Origin of the sequence: Arthrobacter sp. StoSoilB5 (assembly GCF_019977235.1) — a bacterium.
GTDB lineage: Bacteria > Actinomycetota > Actinomycetes > Actinomycetales > Micrococcaceae > Arthrobacter.
This window is the reverse complement of record NZ_AP024646.1, coordinates 3,260,147-3,279,579: the sequence shown is the minus strand read 5'-3', so window position 1 is coordinate 3,279,579 and position 19,433 is coordinate 3,260,147. Positions and strand designations below refer to the sequence as shown.

Sequence of the window (19,433 nt, the reverse complement as noted above, 5' to 3'; positions counted from 1 at the left end):
CCGCCGGCAGACGCTTACCAGTGTCCGCCGGCGGCTGTCCGGCGATAACAGGAAGATCGATAATGGCACGGACCGGCCCCAAAAACTCAGCCCGCAGGGTGCTGACTTGGCTTGGAGCAATATTCGTTGTACTCACCGCTGTTCTGGGTGGCGGAGTCATTTCCGGCCATGCCAGCTGGGCTCCCAAGCTTGCCTTGGACCTCGAAGGCGGAACGCAGATGATCCTGGCACCCCGGGTAGAGGGTTCCAGCGAGATCAGTGAGGAACAGCTCAACCAGGCAGTTGCCATCATCCGCCAGCGTGTGGACGGCTCCGGTGTTGCCGAAGCCGAGATCAGCACCCAGTCGGGGCGGAACGTGGTGGTGAGCCTCCCTGGAACTCCATCCAAGGAAACACGCGACCTCATCCAGGCGTCGGCGGACATGAACTTCCGCCCGGTGATCGCTGCGGCTGACCCCGCAGCCATCCCAGTCGAATCCCGCACGCCGGATGACCAACTGCCTAAGCCCACCGCGGATCCCACCAACGCGAGTGACACCAACTGGGTGACTCCGGAGCTTTATAAGGAATTCGAAGCGCTGGACTGCGTCAACCCTTCCACTGAGAAGCGGGAACGTTCTGATCCCGCGAAGCCTTTGGTGACGTGCGAGGCCGCTACTGACAAGACTCCCGCCATCAAGTACATTCTTGGGCCGGTTGAGGTCAAAGGCCAGGACATCAGTTCTTCCTCGTTCTCCCAGGTCCAAGGGGCGCAGGGATCCGTGACCAACTCCTGGGGCGTGAACATCACGTTCAACGCCGAGGCAACTGCCAAGTTCAAGGAAGTCACGGAGCGGCTCAACCAGTTCTACACAGCGTCACTTGCCCAGGGTGGCAACGACCCCAAGGCACAATTCGCCATTGTCCTCGATGACAAGGTCATCTCGGCACCGAGGTCCCTTGCGGTCATTACTGACGGAAAACCGCAGATCACGGGTAACTTCACCCAAGCCTCAGCGAAGGCCCTGTCCGACCAACTCCGCTATGGCGCTTTGCCGATCTCCTTCGAGATCCAGTCCCAGGAGCAGATCTCGGCCACGCTCGGTGGCGACCAGCTTCGTCTCGGCCTGTTGGCTGGCCTCATCGGCCTCTTGCTCGTGGTGGTGTACTCGCTCTTCCAGTACCGTGCCCTCGGCTTTGTCACCATCGCTTCCCTGGTGGTCGCCGGTGGTTTGACCTACCTTGCCATCGCGATTCTCGGTTGGACTGAAAACTATCGTCTTTCCCTTGCCGGTGTTGCTGGCCTGATCGTTGCCATCGGACAGACGGCCGACTCGTTCATTGTGTACTTCGAACGAATCCGCGATGAACTTCGTGAGGGCCGCGGACTCGTGTCCGCCGTCGAGAACGGCTGGAAGCGTGCCAAGCGGACCGTACTGGCCTCCAAAGCAGTCAATTTGCTGGCAGCCTTGGTCCTTTATTTCGTGGCTGTAGGCAATGTGCGCGGCTTCGCGTTCACCCTTGGCCTCACGGCTGTTGCCGACCTCATCGTGGTATTCATGTTCACGCACCCGATGCTGCAGGTCCTTGCCCGCACGAGGTTCTTTGGCGAAGGCCACCGGTTCTCCGGTTTGTCGCCTGATCGTCTGGGTGCTGTGCCGCTGTATCGGGGAGCAGGACGTCTTCGTACGCCCACCGAGAAGCCGGCCGTTGTCCGTGCACGCAATGCCGGTGCCGCAGCTGAAGCAGAACGCCGCATGACTATCGCCGAACGGCGCCTTGCCGAGAAGGGCCAGTTGACTGGTCCTTCCAACGGCACCAAGGAGGAGAAGTAATGACCACGAGCTTCGCAACCTTCGGCAACGAGCTATACACCGGCAAGCGCTCCTACAATTTTGTTGATTCCAAGAAGATCTGGTTCATCATTGCTGCTGTCGCTGTGGCCCTCTCCATCCTGATCCCGGTGTTGAAGGGCGGCTTCAACCTCGGCATCGAGTTCCGGGGCGGCTCGGAGTTCACTGTTTCCAACGTGAAGACCACTGACGCAGGCCTGGGCGAAAAGGCTGTCCACGACGTCGTATCCGGCGCCATTCCACGCGTTGCGAACGTGGCAGGCAACACCATGCGGATTCAGACGGATCAGCTGACCGATGACGAGACCAACCGCATCAAAGAGGGCCTGACCACCGCTTACGGTGTGACGGAGAACGAAGTGACGTCAAACTTTGTGGGTCCCACGTGGGGCCAGGATGTCACGCGCCAGGCACTTATTGGGCTCGCCGTGTTCGTCGGCCTCGCTGCCGTCCTCATGGCGTTGTATTTCAGGACCTGGAAGATGTCGCTATCTGCCCTGGTTGGCATGCTTGTCACCATGTTCACCACGGCGGGCGTCTACGCCCTGAGCGATTTCGAAGTGACGCCGTCGGCGATCATCGGATTCCTTACTGTCCTCAGCTACTCGCTGTACGACACCGTGGTGGTCTTCGACAAGATCCGCGAGAACACGGCAGATATTTCCACCTCCACGCGCCGGACTTTTGGTGAAGAGGTCAACCTTGCGGTCAACCAAACCCTGGTCCGTTCCATCAACACCATGATGGTTGCAGTCCTTCCGGTTGCTGCGATCCTCTTCATCGGGGCCGGACTGTTGGGCGCGGGTACCCTCCGGGACCTTTCCCTCGCGTTGTTCGTCGGAATCCTCATCGGAACGGCAGCTACCATCTTCATCGCGGCACCGCTCTACGCGTGGCTGCGCCAGAGCGAGCCGGACCTCGTGAAGCAGGCCAGGAAAGTCGCCCACCGCAGAGCCGAGGCCACTGTTTAGGCGATTTCCTATAGGGCGTTACGTCCAGGAGCCGGACCCCGCATGACCAGGGGTCCGGCTCTTTGACTTGCTGGGGTCGCCGTCATGTGCTGTCCGGTTGCGGAAGCATTCAGTTGCGGGAATAGACTGGAAGAATTAAATCGGTCGTGAGGGGTACTTCTGTGGAAGAACGTGCGACGTCGGCACCACCGGCGGGCGGGGAGGACAGTCACAGCGGTGTGACGGTTCCGGCAACAAGCGTGGCTGGACGGACCGCTGGTGCGGTTCCGGTCGATACTCCCGGCGTGCGTCCAACCTTTCCGGGGCGGCGGGAGCGTACGCGTTCCCGGCTGGCGCGACTGACCGGACGAGGGGTGGCGCCGTACTCGCCCATTCTGGAACCGCTCCTGCGAACCGTGCGGGCCAACAACCCCAAAGAAGACTTCGAACTGATTCAGCGCGCTTTCGCGGTGGCAGAGCGCAGCCACCAGGGCCAGAAGCGCAAGAGCGGTGATCCGTACATCACCCACCCCGTGGCGGTAGCCACCATCCTTGCTGAACTCGGTATGACAGGAACCACCCTGGCCGCCGCGTTGCTCCATGACACCGTGGAGGACACCCCTTACACGCTCAATGACCTCACCCGCGACTTCGGCCCGGAAGTGGCGATGCTCGTGGATGGCGTGACCAAGCTGGACAAGGTCAGCTTCGGCGAGGCAGCCCAATCGGAGACGGTCCGGAAGATGGTCGTGGCCATGGCCAAGGACATCCGGGTCCTGATGATCAAGCTTGCCGACCGGCTCCACAATGCCCGTACTTGGCGGTTCGTGTCGGCGGAATCGTCGTCCCGCAAGGCCCGCGAAACGCTGGAGATCTTCGCACCCCTGGCACATCGCCTGGGTATGAACACCATTAAGTGGGAGTTGGAGGATCTGTCTTTCGCGGCGCTCTACCCCAAGGTGTACGAGGAAATCGTCCGCATGGTGGGGGACCGCACCCCCGAACGCGAGAAGAGCCTAAGCGTCATCCGCAACCAGATTGCAGATGACCTTCGGACGGCACGCATCAAGGCGACCATCACCGGCCGGCCCAAGCACTACTACTCGATCTACCAGAAGATGATCGTCCGCGATAAGGACTTTGACGATATCAACGACCTCATGGGCGTTCGCGTCCTGGTTGATTCCGTGCGCGACTGTTACGCGGCACTGGGTACCTTGCACTCGCGTTGGAATCCGCTTCCCGGGCGGTTCAAAGATTACATCGCCATGCCGAAGTTCAACATGTACCAGTCCCTGCACACTACGGTGATCGGCCCGGGTGGAAAGCCCGTTGAAATCCAGATCCGCACGCATGAGATGCACCGCCGGGCCGAGTATGGCGTCGCGGCCCACTGGAAGTACAAGGATCAGCCCAACCGAACTGCGGTGGGCCCTGGCAGCCCACGCGACGGCGATATGGGTTGGCTGCGCTCCTTGGTGGACTGGCAACAGGAAACTTCGGACCCGGGCGAATTTCTTGATTCCCTGCGGTACGAAATCAACGCACGTGAAGTCTTTGTCTTCACGCCCAAGGGCGAAGTCATGGCCTTGCCCGCTGGATCGACGCCGGTGGACTTTGCGTACGCGGTCCACACGGAAGTGGGTCACCGGACTATCGGTGCCCGGGTCAACGGCAAACTCGTGCCGCTCAACAGCGAACTCAACCACGGCGACTGGGTGGAGATCTTCACGTCCAAGGCCGAGGGTGCGGGTCCAAGCCAGGACTGGCAACACTTCGTCAAATCGGCAAGGGCCCGGAACAAGATCCGCCAGTGGTTCACCAAGGAACGCCGTGAGGAAGCGATTGACCGCGGCAAGGACATGCTGACGCGGGCGATGCGCAAGCAAAACCTCCCACTGCAACGACTCATGAATCATGACGCGCTGTCTGCGGTCGCGGAGGACTTCCACTACGTTGACATTTCTGGTCTTTATGCCGGCGTGGGCGACGGCCACACGTCTGCCCAGTCCGTCATGGAGAAGCTCGTAGAGCACCTTGGTGGGCACGAGACCCCGGATGAGGACCTTGACGAGGTCAGCATCCCTACGCAGGTTGCCAAGTCCAAGTTTTCCGATTCCGGCGTCATTGTTCGCGGTGTGGGAGATGTTTGGGTCAAACTGGCCCGGTGCTGCACCCCCGTGCCCCCGGACCCCATCCTGGGGTTTGTCACCCGCGGTTCCGGCGTCTCTGTCCATAGGACCGATTGCACCAACGTGGCCGGGTTGCGTGACCAACCGGACAGGATCGTCGAGGTTGAGTGGGCACCAACGCAGTCCAGCGTCTTCCTGGTGGAAATCCAGGTGGAAGCGTTGGACAGGAAGTCACTCTTGTCCGACGTCACGCGTGTCTTGTCAGAAAACCATGTCAACATCCTTGCGGCCTCGGTGCACACCTCAAGCGACAGGGTGGCGATCTCCAAGTTTGCCTTCGAAATGGGTGACCCAAAGTATCTGCACCATGTCCTCAGTGCCGTGCGGCGCATCGACGGGGTTTTCGATGTCTACCGCACCACGGGTAACAGGCGCAGGAGCTAGTTCGGGGAAACGAGCCTCGCAAGCGTAGCGAGGGCACGCTTCTTGTGGGGAACCCGCGGTGCCGCCTCCACAGCAAGCGTGAGCAAGCGGAGCCTGATGCCGAGATCCTGGTGATCGAGAAGTCGACGCAGCGCCGGCAGGGCTTGATCCGACTCAACATGCAGGGCGATGTCCGCTGCTGTTCGCAACGGGCTGCTCACCAGCATGCCGCCAAGGCTCACAACATCCAGTTGGCCCAGGCGGACCTCATGGAGATTGCACCCCCGGGCGCCACGCACGCTGGAGATGCGATGCTTGGCGTCGACCAGGAGCGATAACCGCTCCGGAGGCTTGGCGCAGCCGTAGATCCAAGCTGCCGTAAGCCTTCCTGCGACCACTTTGGTCCGCATCCGGTCCGGGACCGCCAAGGAGGCTGCACGGGCGCGGAGGCGTGGCGTGACTGCAACACCAGGCGCCGCGTAACTCTTTCCGTACAAGGGAAGCAGGATGCCATCCAGCGCCATGCACTGCAATTCGGGCCACGTGAAGAGGCGGCTGGGTGCGAAGAGCTCGGGAAGAACGGGTTCCTGCAGGTGCGGGGCTGTGACGGGTGGGACCATTCGTTGATCATTGCGTGCCTGGGCCACAACAGTACAGGCCCCGCACCGGGTATGTGGATAACCGGTACAGGGCCTGCGGGGAAGTGTGGGCTCAGAACGAGCCCCAGGTTGGGTTAGGCGAGGTCGCTCGCCGAGCGCTGGATCTGGTCCAGCCATGCCTCACGTGCTTCAAGAGCCTCACGCGCAGCCTTGATACGGCGCTGGTCACCGGCCTTTTCGGCTTTCTCCAGGTCCTCCTTGAGCCCGGCGATAGCGGACTCAAGTTGCGACAAGGCACTGTTGGTGCGGGCCTTGGTCTCCGGGTTGCTCCGGCGCCACTTTTCTTCCTCGGCCTCTCGGACTGCGTCCTCCACCTTGCGCAGACCGGCCTCGATGCGGCCCATGTCCGCCCTGGGGACCTTACCGGCATCTTCCCAACGGTCGCGGATGGACTGCAAGGCCTTCTTCGTGGCGTTGAGATCGTTGATCGGCAGCAGCGCCTGGGCCTCGGCTACCAGCTGCTCCTTGACTGCGAGGTTGGCCGTGTACTCCTGGTCAATCTGCTCGTTTGCAGCCTGCCGGTTGCTGAAGAAGACATCCTGGGCGGCACGGAAACGGCCCCAGAGGGCGTCGTCATCTTTGCGACTGGCCCGCGGGGTGGCCTTCCACTGATCCATGAGCCTGCGGTATTCGCCGGCCGCGTAACCCCAGTCAGTGGAAGAGGAAAGTGCTTCAGCTTCCGCGATCAATGCTTCCTTGGCGACCTTGGCCGCAGAATTGTTGCTGTCCAGCTGCGAGAAGTAAGCGCGGCGGTGGCGATCGAACACAGTGCGCGCCGAGCGGAAGCGCTTCCACAGTGCGTCTTCGTTGCTCCGGCCCAGTCGGACTCCGCTCTTCTGCGCAGCCTTCCACGTCTCGAAGAGCTCGTTCATACGCGCACTGGACGTCTTCCACTGGATCTGGGCAGGATCCTGGCCAGCAATGGCCTCTGCCTCCGCCACAATGGCTTCGCGGGCGGCGAGCTCGCTGGCGCGGACCGCCTCATGGGCTGCTTTCTCGGACTTTTCCAGCTCGGTAATCTGCGCAGACAACGTGTCCAGACGTGCTTCAGCCGAACGGATATCGCCCACCATGTTGCGCTCTGCGAGCTGCTCGCGGAGGTGGGTCACGGTCTTCTGCATGTCCGTTGCCGGCGCCTTGGATTCCACGCGGTGTTCCAGCAGGACTACCTGGGCGATGATGTCGTCGAACTTCCGGGCGAAGTAGCCCAAGGCTTCGTCAGGGCTAACACCCGGGTATTGGCCAACGGCAATCTCTTCGCCATCCAACGTGAGGAAAACGTGACCGTCGCCTTCAGCGCGACCCCACTTGGCTGCCTCTGCGAGCGATGCTGCAGATACCGCGGGTGCAGCTGGAACGACGGCGGCAGGGGCCTTGGGGCGGGCCGCAAAGGCAGCGGGGGAAGGCGTGGGGCGCGATCCGCCAGGCTTGGCTTCTGCGGGTGTTTCTTCAGCCGCTGGGGCTTCGGTTACTGCCGGTGTTTCGGTTGCTGCCGGTGTTTCGTCGGCTGCAGCGGCGGGTGTTGGATCAGCCGCAAGTGCTGCCTCAGTCCCATTGGGGCTGTTTGCCTCGACTGCGTCTTGGTTGGCCACTACTGCTGTTTCGTCGGATTTCTGACTGTCTGTCACCGCTAAAAGTCTTTCGCTTGGAGGGACTGCTAAGGTAGTGCACCCCGTACCGGGGCCAAAGGCTGGTTACTTCAGAGAAAACGAGTCTATCGTGACAGGTGCCACAGGGGCGCCGTCGGTTGCATTTTCACCCGGTTTCAGGCCTGCTGCAGCGATCTTCGTGACTACGTCCAAACCACTTGTTACCTTGCCGACCACGGTGTAACCGCCGGCCGTGTCCGCGGGAATGGTGGTGTCCCTATAGACAATGAAGAACTGGTGACCATTGCCGTAGGCGTTGTTTCCGGAACGGGCAACGGCGATTGTTCCAGCCGGGTAGGTGTTGTCGGAGGGCGTGTTCTCAAGCGGGCCCCAACGGTAGTTGGGATCGTCTGCGCCGTCTTCGGACTTGGCGCCGCACTGCAGAAGGCCGAACGTCTCGGCGGTGGTCAGGCGGTGGCAGAAGGCCCCGTTGTAATAGCTGGAGTCGGTGAGGGATTTGATGACGGCCGCTGCCTGGGGCGCAGCAGTTCCGTTCAGTTCAACGCCTATAACACCGCTGTTCAAGGCGAGCTCGCCTGTGAAGGTTTTACCGGCTGCGGTGTCCGGGCTGGGAATGTCTGCGCTGTTTGACGCCGACGGTGAGGCCGAGGGGGACCTCAACCCAGCTTCGGCGGCGGCGAACTCTGCCTCGGTGGGGTTGGAACTGAAAACTGTCAATTGCAGCACGACTGCGAGAATCACGGCAGCAGCGCCCGCGCCGATGGCAATAGTGTTGTCGCGTTTGCGCCGCTTGCCCTGTTCCTGCCGCAGGGCACGCTTGGCTTCCATCTGCCGGATGCGTCGTCTCGCTTCGCGGTCATCCCGCGACCTTGTTGCCAAGAGTCCTCCTGATTGTGTCCACATTCGCCGGTTGCCCGCAGGGGCCGCGCATGCTGCATTAGATGTGCACGCGCGGAAAGCATAAACTGGCTGCCGCACATAGTTTATGCATGACCGGCTGGACGCCCGCCCCATAATCGCCGAAACGGCCTTTAAAGCTGCGGTGCTGATTCCTGAGTCAGCTTTCTTCGAGGAGATTTATCCACCATGGCACGTACCGCCTCCCTGTCCGGATTCCCCGAGTGGCTTCCCCAGGAGCGGTTGGTGGAGCTCCATGTGCTGGACACGCTCCGGAAGACGTTCGAACTGCATGGGTTCTCGTCCATTGAAACGCGTGCTGTTGAAACGGTCGGCCAGTTGCTGCGCAAAGGCGAAATCGACAAAGAGGTCTACGGGCTGAGCAGGCTGCAGGACGAGGAAGGCGAAGCTGCAACAAAGTCGGACAAGGCCGATCCCCACGCTTTGGCCTTGCACTTCGACCTCACTGTTCCCTTTGCGCGCTACGTCGTTGAAAATGCCGGCTATCTCGCTTTCCCGTTCCGCCGCTACCAGATCCAGAAGGTCTGGCGTGGGGAGCGCCCGCAGGAAGGCCGTGCGCGCGAATTCACCCAGGCAGATATAGATGTTGTGGGCGATGGCGAATTGCCGTTCCGCTATGACGTTGAAATCGCGCTGGTTATCGCCGAGGCGCTGAGCGCCCTCCCGATCCCGGACTTCCGTCTCCGGATCAACAACCGCAAGTTGGCTGAAGGCTTCTACCGCGGAATTGGCTTGACGGACACGGCAGGAGTCCTGCGCAGCATCGACAAGCTGGAAAAGATTGGTGCAGAAAAAGTCGCCGAACTGCTCAAGAGCGAGCTCGGCGCATCGGATGAGCAGGCTGCCCTTGCGCTCAAGCTTGCCAGCATCCGTACGGAGGACACCTCGTTCGTGGACCAGGTACGGTCACTGGGGGTGTCCGATGACCTCCTTGAGGAAGGACTGAGTGAGCTCCAGCAGGTCATTGAGGCTGCCGTCCAGCGCGCACCCGGCAAAGTGGTCGCCGACCTCAGCATCGCCCGCGGACTGGACTACTACACGGGAACCGTCGTCGAAACTGTCCTGGTAGGCCACGAACAACTTGGCTCCATCTGCTCGGGCGGTCGTTACGACGCCCTGGCCAGCAAGGGAAACCGGAAGTTCCCCGGCGTCGGGCTTTCCATCGGCGTCACGCGCCTGGTTTCGCGCATCCTCAGCCAGGAACTGGCAACTGCCTCGCGTTCGGTTCCGACGGCGGTCCTGGTCGCCTTGAACAACGACGACAGTTGGTCGGCGGCGCAGGACGTGGCCGCCCAGCTCCGCGGTCGCGGTATCGCTACCGAAGTGGCTGCCAAGGCTGAAAAGTTCGGCAAGCAGATCAAGTTCGCGGATCGTCGGGGAATCCCGTTTGTGTGGTTCACCGACGACGACGGCAAACACCAGGTCAAGGACATCCGCTCCGGCGAACAGGTGGATGCAGACCCCGCCAGCTGGTCACCGTCGGAGGAGGACCTGCATGTTCGGGTAACTACCGCCTGATAGAGGCCCGTGGCGGGAGCCGCGGCGGGTGCAGGTAAACTCGGACGGGATCGTCTTTGCAATGATCCCTTGAAAATTCATGTTGAAAGGAATGCTGTGCTGCGCACACATGACCTCGGATCACTTCGCTCCGAGCACATTGGACAAACCGTTACCCTGGCTGGCTGGGTGGGCCGCCGCCGTGATCACGGTGGCGTTGCATTCGTTGACCTTCGTGACGCTTCCGGTGTCGCCCAGGTGGTTGTCCGTGAGGAAGAGGTCTTCCACGGCCTGCGGAACGAATACGTCCTGCAGGTGACGGGCACCGTCAACAAGCGTCCTGAAGGCAATGAGAATCCTGCGTTGGCCACGGGCGAGATCGAGGTCATGGCGGACAAAGTCATCATCCTCAACACCTCGGACCCGCTGCCTTTCCAGATCGATGAGCACGTCGAAGTTGGAGAAGAAGCGCGCCTCAAGCATCGCTACCTTGACCTGCGCCGGCCCGGCCCGGCCCGCAACCTGCGCCTCCGTTCCGAGGCAAACCGTATCGCCCGCGAATTGCTGCACCAGCGCGGCTACGTCGAGATCGAGACACCCACGTTGACGCGTTCGACGCCGGAAGGCGCCCGCGACTTCGTCGTCCCCGCCCGGCTTGCCCCGGGTTCTTGGTACGCGCTGCCGCAGTCGCCGCAGCTTTTCAAGCAGCTGCTGCAGGTGGGCGGATTCGAAAAGTACTACCAGATCGCCCGCTGCTACCGTGACGAAGACTTCCGCGCAGACCGTCAGCCGGAGTTCACCCAGCTGGACATCGAGGCGAGCTTCGTTGACCAGGACGATGTCATTGAGCTCGGCGAAGCAATCGTGAAAGCCCTGTGGCAACTGATCGACGTCGAGGTCCCCACACCGATTCGCCGCATGACGTACCTGGACGCCATGGCAAAGTACGGTTCCGACAAGCCGGACCTTCGCTTCGGCCTGGAGCTGACCGAGTTGACGGAGTTCTTCAAGGACACCAACTTCGGCGTCTTCAAGGCACCGTACGTTGGCGCCGTCGTCATGCCCGGAGGCGCTTCGCAGGCGCGTCGTGCCCTGGACGCCTGGCAGGAATGGGCCAAGCAGCGTGGCGCCAAGGGGCTGGCCTACGTTCTTTATAAGGAAGATGGCGAACTCGCTGGCCCCGTGGCCAAGAACCTCACCGACGAAGAGCGGGCCGGCCTGGCCGACGCCGTCGGCGCCAAGCCGGGTGACTGCATTTTCTTCGCTGCTGGCGAGAAGTCCGCATCACGGGCACTCCTTGGCGCAGCACGTGTCGAGATTGGCCACCGCACGGGCCTGATCGATCCCAAGGACTGGGCGTTCGTATGGATCGTGGACGCACCGATGTTCGAGCCCGCTGCCGCGGCAGTTGCCTCTGGTGACGTTGCTGTGGGGGCTGGCCAGTGGACCGCCGTGCACCACGCCTTCACCTCTCCCAAGCCGGAGTTCCTTGACACCTTTGACAAGGATCCCGAGTCGGCGCTCTCTTACGCCTACGACATCGTATGCAATGGCAACGAAATCGGCGGCGGTTCCATCCGTATCCACGAGCGCGAAGTCCAGGAACGTGTCTTCCAGCTCATGGGCCTGGACAAGGAAGACGCCCAGACCAAGTTCGGCTTCCTGTTGGAGGGCTTCAAGTACGGCGCCCCACCGCACGGCGGCATCGCGCTTGGATGGGACCGTGTGGTGGCTTTGCTCGCCGGTGTCGAGTCGATCCGCGACGTCATCGCCTTCCCGAAGACCGGCAATGGCTTTGACCCGCTGACCGCCGCTCCTGCACCCATCACGGCACAGCAGCGAAAGGAAGCCGGCGTCGACTTCAAGCCGGAAACCAAGCCGGAAACCAAGTCCGAATAAGGCAATAGCCCAGGGCTCCCCACCGCAGTGGGGAGCCCTTGGTGTTCCCGCAGATGAAAGGTGCCGCAGGGTGTTGGACCAAGTGTTCCTGGAAACCCTCATGGATACTGCGTGGCCAGCAATGGAGCGTGAAGACGCAGGGGAGTGGGTGCTCCGCGCGTCCGGGGGAGTGACGCAGAGGGCAAACTCAGTGTGGCCGAGGAACGTGCCTGGCACGGACGGAACTCCAGACCTGGAGGAAACCGCAGACATAGCGCGGTCGGTTAGAGCGGCTTCGGATTGGTACAGGCAGCGGCGCCTCCCGCTCATTTTCCAAATATTCGATAATGTCCCAAGTGCCGGCCTCAACGCCGTTCTGGACCAGCAACGCTTCACCAGGCAGTCCGAAACGCTGATCATGGTCCGGGGCGTGGAAGCGTTGGGTGCCGGCTCCAGCGGCGTCGAATTCTCGGAAACACCCACGGAGGAATGGCTTCGCTTGTGGTGGTCAGTGGACGGGCGCGGTGGCGACGCGGAACTGGACGTAGCACGCACCATTCTTACCGGATGCGAGTCGTTGTACGCGTTGGTGAGGGACGACGACGGTGTCCCCGCCGCCGTCGGACGCCTCGCCCTGGTGGGCGGCTGGGGAGGTCTCTACTGTATGGCGACCTCGGCCAGCCACCGCAGACGGGGATACGGGACGATGGTGCTGGCAGCACTACTGGACCAGGGAGCGGCCCGAAATCTCCAGGGTTTTTGGCTGTTGGTCACTGCGTCCAACCACGGTGCGCAGGCTTTGTATTCGCGGGCTGGGTTCGTTGAACGCGGGAGTTATCTGTATCGGCAGGCACCTTTGAGGCGGGCGCCTGGAGGCTGCTGAGCCGCAGCAGTTACGGTGCTGGATCAGTGACCAGGATCCGGATGGAACATGCATCCGAAGCAGCCTTTGCAAGCGCGGCAGTCTTGGGTTCCTGCACGTCGAGGAAGGCAAGTTGGGTTTGGTTGGCCAGAGTCCGCATGGAGGGTTGCGCCAGGACCATGTCCACCAAGGCCCTGTCTCCGCCGGGAACGATGTACTCAACGCGGTGGCCGGCGAAGATTCGCGCTGCGTGTTCGGCCGCGGAGTCCACCAAGGCGTCCGCCTGGTTGGAGCGTCGCCGGGCATACCGTTGTTGGGATTGGCCGCCGGCCGACGTTCTGGACTGAACATAGCGGTTTCCGCTTTTGGATTCGAGGACGTTGCTGCCGCTTGCAACCGCAACGGCGAAACCGCCCCGGCGTACCAGCACGATGCCCAGGCCACGTTCTTGGCTGGCGAGTGAGGCAAGCCGCTCGATGTCGGTGGTGCCGCGGCCTGGCCGTCCATCGACCGGCCAGGGGGCCTTCAGCAGCGCAGAAGCTCCGTCACTTGCCCGGAGGAGGATTCCGGCGTCGCCGGTCGCTTCAGCGAGTGGACCGTGGCTCATCGCAAAGCGATCCACCCAACCGGACAGCCGTGATGCCGGGACAAAGGCGGTGCGGCTTGCGGCCTTCGGCTGTTGATGCTGGGCGGCGGATGCGCGGCGGTCCACTCGATGTCTCCTTTGCTGGAACTATGAGTAGCCTATCCATGTGGAAGATCTCTTTGGTGCCGGTGCAGACAACGACGACGAGTCGGAGGATTTGCCTGCCGCCGGGGGAGTCTCCGACGCCGGGTGGATGGCGTCCCAACGCAGCCCCCTTGCGGTGCGGATGCGGCCCCGGACCTTGGATGACGTGGTGGGCCAACAGCATCTGCTGGGTCACGGTTCCCCGCTCCGGCAACTTGCCGCTGGTGCAGAAGCCGCGGGGCCTGCCGGGCCGAGCTCCGTCATTCTTTGGGGGCCTCCGGGGACCGGAAAAACCACTTTGGCGCACGTCATTGCCCGCGGACCGGGGCGGAAATTCGTGGAATTGTCTGCCATCACCGCCGGTGTGAAGGATGTCCGCCGCGTGATGGACGAGGCTTTGACCGCTCGGGACCTCTATAAGAAGACCACCGTCCTTTTCCTTGACGAAATCCATCGTTTCAACAAGGCACAGCAGGATGCGCTGCTGCCTGGCGTTGAAAACCGGTGGGTGGTCCTGGTGGCTGCAACCACCGAGAACCCGTCGTTCTCGGTGGTGTCACCGCTACTTTCCCGCTCCCTCCTGTTGACGCTGAAGCCCCTGACGGACGACGACATCGCCGGGTTGTTGCAGCGGGCCGTTGCCGACGCCCGCGGCCTTGCCGGGAGGGTGGAACTCAGTCCGGAGGCGTTGGATCATTTGGTTCGGCTATCCGGAGGTGACGCCCGCAGGGCGCTGACTGCCCTGGAAGCTGCGGCCGGCGTCGCTTTCGGAGACAGCAACGCCGTATCGAACGCCGTCGAAGAGGAAGGCGACACCTCCGGGAGCAACGTCACCGACGACGGCGAGCCCGGACTCGCCGGCGACGGCGCCCCGGACGCTCCCGTGCTCGTGGAACTCAGGCACACCGAGCGTGCCCTTGACGCCGCTGCCGTCCGTTACGACCGGGCCGGCGACCAGCACTACGACGTCGCCAGTGCGTTCATCAAGTCCATCAGGGGCTCTGACGTTGATGCTTCCCTTCACTATCTGGCCCGGATGCTGGAGGCGGGGGAGGACCCGAGGTTCGTGGCGCGACGCATTGTCATCTCCGCTGCAGAAGACATCGGCATGGCGGATCCCACGGCGTTGCAAACAGCTGTGGCTGCGGCCCAGGCCGTTCAGTTGATCGGGATGCCCGAAGGCCGGATTGTCCTGGCTGAAGCTGTGGTCCACCTTGCCACCGCACCGAAGTCGAACGCGGCATACATGGGCCTGAACAAGGCCATTGCCGATGTCCGCGCGGGTTTCGGCGGCGGCATCCCCATGCATCTGCGCGACGCCCACTATCCGGGTGCCAAACAATTGGGACATGGCAAGAGCTACAAGTACGCGCATGACGAACCACATGGGGTGGCAACACAGCAGTACCCGCCGGATGACCTGGTGGGGAAGGACTACTACGAGCCAACCAACAACGGCGCCGAACGGGATATAGCCGCCAGGCTGGAACGGCTCCGCAAGATCATCCGGGGACAGTAGCGTGGTAGGATAGTTGCTTGTCTGGCATGGCCCGACGCACACTCCCCTTGAAAATTTCCTCAATGGTGCTGTGCGCCTTGGCTAGTAGCAAGAGGCAGCGGTTGGCCGATGCTCTCCCTGATGGAGGCCAGTAACACTGACACACCGCAGTAATTGGAAGGACACAAGTGGCTAACAACACTCGTGCTCGCCGTACCGCACGTCTGTCGCGTGCACTCGGCATTGCTCTGACCCCCAAGGCCGCCAAGTACATGGAGCGCCGCCCGTACGGCCCCGGCGAGCATGGCCGTGCCCGCAAGAAGCAGGACTCCGACTACGCCGTACGTCTGCGCGAAAAGCAGCGTCTGCGCGCCCAGTACGGCATCCGCGAAGCACAGATGACCCGTGCCTTCGAAGAAGCACGCCGCACCAAGGGCCTCACCGGTGAAAACCTGGTTGAGCTGCTCGAAATGCGTCTGGACGCCCTCGTGCTCCGTGCAGGCTTCGCCCGCACCATCGCACAGGCCCGCCAGCTGGTTGTGCACCGCCACATCATGGTTGACGGCATCCGCGTGGACCGCCCGTCCTTCCGCGTTGGCGAAGGCCAGCTCATCCACGTTCACAGCCGCTCCGAGGTCATGCCCCCGTTCCAGGTGGCAGCTGCTGGTGCCCACGTCCTGAACAACGTGCCGGCATACCTGGACGTCAAGATCGATGCCCTCCAGGCCCGCCTGGTTCGCCGCCCGAAGCGCTCCGAGGTCCCCGTGATCTGCGAAGAGCAGCTCGTCGTCGAATTCTACGCTCGCTAAATTCAAGCAGCGCATACAAGGAAGCCCGTGGCACACGCCGCGGGCTTCCTTTGTATGTAGGGTGCCGGTCCAATGTAGGGAAGGTACCGGCCTTTATGGATAAGGTACTGGCCTTTATGGATAAGGTACTGGGGGAGGCCTTGGCCGAAGCCGGATATCGGCCCGTGCCGGGCAGCGCAACAATCTAGGAGATGAATTCTATGTCTGGTGGCGACATCGCCGGCCTGATCGCAGCGGGAGTGTTTGCACTCCTGGTCCTGCTGTTGGCCGTGCCCATCTTGAAGCTCGGCGGCGTCTTTGACGAAGTGCGCACAACCATCCGATCCATCAGCGACGGGGCCACGCCCCTCATGGACGAAGTAACGGCGACGGTTTCCACTACCAACCAGCAACTGAAAAAAGTGGATGGCATCGCCTCCAACGTCTCCGACGCATCGGCGAACATTTCGGCGCTGTCCTCGCTGGTGGCGGCGACCGTTGGTTCACCGCTGATCAAGGTTGCAGCCTTCAGCTATGGTGTCCGTTCGGCCTTCGCCGGCCGTCGCGCCCCGTCCACCGGCCGCCGCAGCCGCTGAACCAATTGGAGACCAGGAATACATGAAAAGAATCGTTTGGATGGGCGTTGGGGTGGCCATTGGCGTTATCGCCTTCCGCAAGGTCACCGAAGCCAAGGCCAACATCGGCCCGGATGGCTTGAACCGTGCGGTTGGGCGCCTGGCTGACGGCTTGTTCGATTTCGCAGATGCAGTGCGCTCAGGCATGCATGAACGCGAAGAGGACTTGAGGGCCGCGCTGGGCATTAACAGCGCGGATATCAACACCAACGCCGCCCGGCGTTAGCGAACACGGTTCGCCCCAGAGCCCACAACAAGGCAGAATGGAAAGCTGCGGAACGGCAACAGCCGGTGCCGCGCACAACGTGTGCAGTGAATTGAGAAGGGTAAGTAATCAGCTAATGAAGTCGCAGGAGATCACCAAACGCTGGGTGGACTTTTTTGTCAGCAAGGGCCACACCGCCGTTCCCTCCGCGTCGCTCGTTTCCAGCGACCCGTCACTTCTCTTCACTGTGGCCGGCATGGTGCCGTTCATTCCTTACTTGACGGCCCGCGAAGAGCCTCCCTACACACGCGCCACGAGCGTCCAGAAGTGCATCCGCACCGGCGACATCGAGGAAGTCGGCAAGACGGCACGGCACGGCACGTTCTTCCAGATGTGCGGCAACTTCTCCTTCGGAGACTACTTCAAGGAAGATGCCATCAAGTTCGCTTTCGAACTGCTCACCAAGAGCGTTGACGACGGTGGCTACGGGCTTCCTGCCGAACGCCTGTGGGTGACGGTCTACGAGGAAGACGACGAAGCCAAGGAACTGTGGCTCAAGAACACAGGTATTCCAGCAGAACGCATCCAGCGCATGGGCAAGTCGGACAATTACTGGCACACGGGCCAGCCGGGCCCCGCAGGCCCCTGCTCGGAGATCTATTACGACCGCGGTCCCCAGTACGGCATTGAAGGCGGCCCCATCGCCGACGAAACGCGCTACATCGAAATCTGGAACCTTGTGTTCATGCAGTACCAGATCGAGAACGTGCGTTCCAAGGTGGACTTCGACATCGTGGGCGAACTGCCAAACAAGAACATTGACACTGGCCTGGGCATGGAACGTCTCGCGATGATCCTCCAGGGCGTTGAGAACATGTATGAGACAGACCAGGTCCGTCCTGTCATTGACAAGGCGGCCGAGCTGTCCGGCCGTGAATACACCTCTGCCGAGTCAGCAGATGACCCCCACCACACTGACGACGTCCGCATGCGCGTTGTTGCTGACCACATCCGCTCGGCCCTGATGCTCATTGCTGACGGCGTAGCGCCTTCGAATGAAGGCCGTGGCTATGTCCTGCGCCGGCTGATCCGCCGGGCCGTCCGTGCGATGCGCCTGCTCGGCGTTGAGAAGGCCTGCCTGCCGGACCTTCTTCCTGCATCCCGTGACGCGATGAAGGGTGTCTACCCGGTAGTAGAGACGGACTTCGCCCGCATCAGCCGTATCGCCTACGCCGAGGAAAAGGCGTTCCTGCGCACTATTGCTTCCGGTACGGCACGCCTGGAGGACGCAGTAGCCGAATCGAAGGCTGCCGGTGTTCCCTTGTCCGGCGCCGACGCCTTCGCGTTGCACGACACCTACGGCTTCCCCATTGACCTCACCTTGGAAATGGCTGAAGAAGCCGGCCTCAAAGTGGACGAAGCCGGCTTCCGCTCGCTCATGCTTGAACAGCGTCAGCGCGCACAGGCAGACGCCAAGGGCAAGAAGGGCGGCCACGCCGACCTCACCGCCTACCAGGAGATGCTGGGCCAGGGCGAGACCACGTTCACCGGTTATGACGAGCTTGAGGGCGAGTCCAAGGTCCGCGGCATCGTCAGCGGCGGCCAGCGGGTGGCACACGCCTCTACAGGCGACGAAATCGAAGTGGTCCTGAACGAGACGCCGTTCTACGCAGAAGCTGGTGGCCAGTCGGCCGATACCGGCCTGATCACTGGTGACGGATTCGTCGTCGAGGTTTTGGACGTCCAGCGCCCCATCAAGGGACTGAGCGTTCATAAGGCGATCGTCCGGGAAGGCGAGATCGCTACCGATGCGTTGGTGCGCGCCGCCGTCGACCGTGAACGGCGCCACGCAGCTGAGCAGGCGCACACTGGTACGCACATTGTGCATGCCGCGCTGCACCAGATCCTTGGCCCGGAAGCTACCCAGCGTGGTTCCTACAACAAAGCCGGCTACCTCCGCTTCGACTTCGCCTGGGGTGAGGGCTTGAGCCCTGCCACGCGATCGGAAATTGAAGAGGTTTCCAACATCGCCATCCGGAACAACTACCGGGTAGACACCAAGGTCATGGGATTGGCCGAAGCCAAGGCGCTGGGCGCAATGGCCCTGTTCGGCGAGAACTACGGCAGCGAAGTTCGCGTCGTAGAGATCGACGGCGCGTGGTCCCGCGAACTTTGTGGTGGCACGCACGTTTCCAATACCTCCCTTATCGGCAGCCTTTCCCTGTTGGGTGAGCAGTCCGTCGGCTCGGGAAACCGCCGCGTTGAAGCCTTCGTGGGCTTGGATGCCTTCCGCCACCTTGCCGCCGAACGCGCCCTGGTCACCGAGCTCACCGAACTGCTGAAGGTTCCTTCCGGTCAACTGGCCGACCGCATCTCCAGCACGTTGAACAAGCTCAAGGCGACAGAGAAGGAACTCGACCGCCTCCGCAAGGAGCAGCTGGCTGCAGCAGCAGCCAACTTGGTGGGTACCGCCAAGGACGCTGCCGGTGTGCGGGTTGTAGCCCACGACGCCGGCCAGGTGGGTGGAGCAGACGATCTCCGGAACCTCGCCCTCGACCTCCGCAACCGTCTTGGCTCCGAAGCCGCTACGGTGGCCGTTGCAGGTGTCAGCAATGATCGGCCTGTCATTCTGATTGCCACTAATGAGGCTGCCCGTGAAGCAGGGGTGAAGGCCGGAGCGTTGGTCCGCCTTGCCGCAGGCATCCTCGGTGGTGGCGGTGGTGGCAAGGACGATGTCGCCCAGGGCGGGGGCACCGACGCTGGGAAGGTCTCTGAGGCCCTCGCAGCGGTGGTGGATGCGATAGCCAAGCGTTAAC

General features: G+C 62.2%; 15 protein-coding genes. 11 read left to right on the top strand and 4 right to left on the bottom strand.

What is annotated here, in order from left to right:
• Positions 1 to 62: 62 nt before the first annotated feature.
• From secD to LDN75_RS14735, 3 genes are all read left to right on the top strand, one after another.
• Positions 63 to 1,814, top strand: coding sequence for a protein translocase subunit SecD (secD, locus tag LDN75_RS14745; RefSeq protein ID WP_223933028.1), 1,752 nt, complete (start codon positions 63 to 65; stop codon positions 1,812 to 1,814).
• Positions 1,814 to 2,803, top strand: coding sequence for a protein translocase subunit SecF (gene secF / locus LDN75_RS14740; protein ID WP_223933027.1), 990 nt, complete (start codon positions 1,814 to 1,816; stop codon positions 2,801 to 2,803). The genes secD and secF overlap by 1 nt, the downstream gene beginning before the upstream one ends.
• Positions 2,804 to 2,964: 161 nt before the next feature.
• Positions 2,965 to 5,358 carry a bifunctional (p)ppGpp synthetase/guanosine-3',5'-bis(diphosphate) 3'-pyrophosphohydrolase gene (locus LDN75_RS14735; protein WP_223937590.1) on the top strand — a complete coding sequence of 798 codons (2,394 nt, stop codon included), beginning with the start codon at positions 2,965 to 2,967 and terminating at the stop codon, positions 5,356 to 5,358.
• Here LDN75_RS14735 and LDN75_RS14730 read toward each other — a convergent pair.
• The 3 genes from LDN75_RS14730 to LDN75_RS14720 form a co-directional block, all read right to left on the bottom strand.
• The gene (locus LDN75_RS14730) at positions 5,355 to 5,957 is read right to left on the bottom strand and encodes a hypothetical protein (RefSeq protein ID WP_223933026.1); all 603 of its coding nucleotides are present in this window, start codon (positions 5,955 to 5,957) and stop codon (positions 5,355 to 5,357) included. The genes LDN75_RS14735 and LDN75_RS14730 overlap by 4 nt on opposite strands.
• A gap of 113 nt (positions 5,958 to 6,070) precedes the next feature.
• Positions 6,071 to 7,624 (bottom strand): DUF349 domain-containing protein, encoded by a 1,554-nt coding sequence (locus LDN75_RS14725; protein ID WP_223933025.1) that lies wholly within the window; start codon positions 7,622 to 7,624, stop codon positions 6,071 to 6,073.
• A gap of 66 nt (positions 7,625 to 7,690) precedes the next feature.
• Positions 7,691 to 8,485, bottom strand: coding sequence for a peptidylprolyl isomerase (locus tag LDN75_RS14720; RefSeq protein ID WP_223933024.1), 795 nt, complete (start codon positions 8,483 to 8,485; stop codon positions 7,691 to 7,693).
• A gap of 207 nt (positions 8,486 to 8,692) precedes the next feature.
• Between LDN75_RS14720 and hisS the strand changes: the two genes are divergently transcribed.
• The 3 genes from hisS to LDN75_RS14705 all read left to right on the top strand — a co-directional run bounded on the left by hisS (position 8,693) and on the right by LDN75_RS14705 (position 12,782).
• On the top strand, positions 8,693 to 10,042 hold the full coding sequence (gene hisS / locus LDN75_RS14715; protein ID WP_223933023.1) for a histidine--tRNA ligase: 1,350 nt from the start codon (positions 8,693 to 8,695) through the stop codon (positions 10,040 to 10,042).
• 96 nt (positions 10,043 to 10,138) lie between these two features.
• Positions 10,139 to 11,920: an aspartate--tRNA ligase gene (aspS, locus tag LDN75_RS14710; RefSeq protein ID WP_223933022.1), complete on the top strand. Its 1,782-nt coding sequence runs from the start codon at positions 10,139 to 10,141 to the stop codon at positions 11,918 to 11,920.
• A gap of 70 nt (positions 11,921 to 11,990) precedes the next feature.
• A complete protein-coding gene (locus LDN75_RS14705; RefSeq protein WP_223933021.1) occupies positions 11,991 to 12,782 on the top strand; it encodes a GNAT family N-acetyltransferase in 792 nt (263 codons plus the stop codon).
• A gap of 10 nt (positions 12,783 to 12,792) precedes the next feature.
• Here LDN75_RS14705 and LDN75_RS14700 read toward each other — a convergent pair whose 3' ends face one another.
• Positions 12,793 to 13,473: an acVLRF1 family peptidyl-tRNA hydrolase gene (locus LDN75_RS14700; RefSeq protein WP_223933020.1), complete on the bottom strand. Its 681-nt coding sequence runs from the start codon at positions 13,471 to 13,473 to the stop codon at positions 12,793 to 12,795.
• A gap of 40 nt (positions 13,474 to 13,513) precedes the next feature.
• Between LDN75_RS14700 and LDN75_RS14695 the strand changes: the two genes are divergently transcribed.
• The 5 genes from LDN75_RS14695 to alaS all read left to right on the top strand — a co-directional run bounded on the left by LDN75_RS14695 (position 13,514) and on the right by alaS (position 19,432).
• Positions 13,514 to 15,010, top strand: coding sequence for a replication-associated recombination protein A (locus tag LDN75_RS14695; protein ID WP_223933019.1), 1,497 nt, complete (start codon positions 13,514 to 13,516; stop codon positions 15,008 to 15,010).
• Positions 15,011 to 15,177: 167 nt separating this feature from the next.
• Complete coding sequence (rpsD, locus tag LDN75_RS14690; protein WP_011774968.1) at positions 15,178 to 15,798, top strand: 30S ribosomal protein S4; 621 nt, start codon at positions 15,178 to 15,180, stop codon at positions 15,796 to 15,798.
• A 200-nt stretch (positions 15,799 to 15,998) separates the two neighbouring features.
• Positions 15,999 to 16,373 carry a DUF948 domain-containing protein gene (locus tag LDN75_RS14685; protein ID WP_223933018.1) on the top strand — a complete coding sequence of 125 codons (375 nt, stop codon included), beginning with the start codon at positions 15,999 to 16,001 and terminating at the stop codon, positions 16,371 to 16,373.
• A gap of 22 nt (positions 16,374 to 16,395) precedes the next feature.
• The gene (locus LDN75_RS14680) at positions 16,396 to 16,638 is read left to right on the top strand and encodes a DUF6167 family protein (RefSeq protein ID WP_223933017.1); all 243 of its coding nucleotides are present in this window, start codon (positions 16,396 to 16,398) and stop codon (positions 16,636 to 16,638) included.
• Between the two features lie 115 nt (positions 16,639 to 16,753).
• A complete protein-coding gene (alaS, locus tag LDN75_RS14675) occupies positions 16,754 to 19,432 on the top strand; it encodes an alanine--tRNA ligase (RefSeq protein ID WP_223933016.1) in 2,679 nt (892 codons plus the stop codon).
• The last annotated feature ends 1 nt before the right edge of the window (position 19,433 follow it).

Bases quoted from the DNA above. Each gene is read 5' to 3' on its own strand.
- secF (WP_223933027.1), top strand. From the start codon at position 1,814: ATGACCACGAGCTTCGCAACCTTCGGCAACGAGCTATACACCGGCAAG.
- alaS (WP_223933016.1), top strand. From the start codon at position 16,754: ATGAAGTCGCAGGAGATCACCAAACGCTGGGTGGACTTTTTTGTCAGC.
- LDN75_RS14730 (WP_223933026.1), bottom strand. From the start codon at position 5,957: ATGGTCCCACCCGTCACAGCCCCGCACCTGCAGGAACCCGTTCTTCCC.
- LDN75_RS14680 (WP_223933017.1), top strand. From the start codon at position 16,396: ATGAAAAGAATCGTTTGGATGGGCGTTGGGGTGGCCATTGGCGTTATC.
- secD (WP_223933028.1), top strand. From the start codon at position 63: ATGGCACGGACCGGCCCCAAAAACTCAGCCCGCAGGGTGCTGACTTGG.
- hisS (WP_223933023.1), top strand. From the start codon at position 8,693: ATGGCACGTACCGCCTCCCTGTCCGGATTCCCCGAGTGGCTTCCCCAG.
- LDN75_RS14685 (WP_223933018.1), top strand. From the start codon at position 15,999: ATGTCTGGTGGCGACATCGCCGGCCTGATCGCAGCGGGAGTGTTTGCA.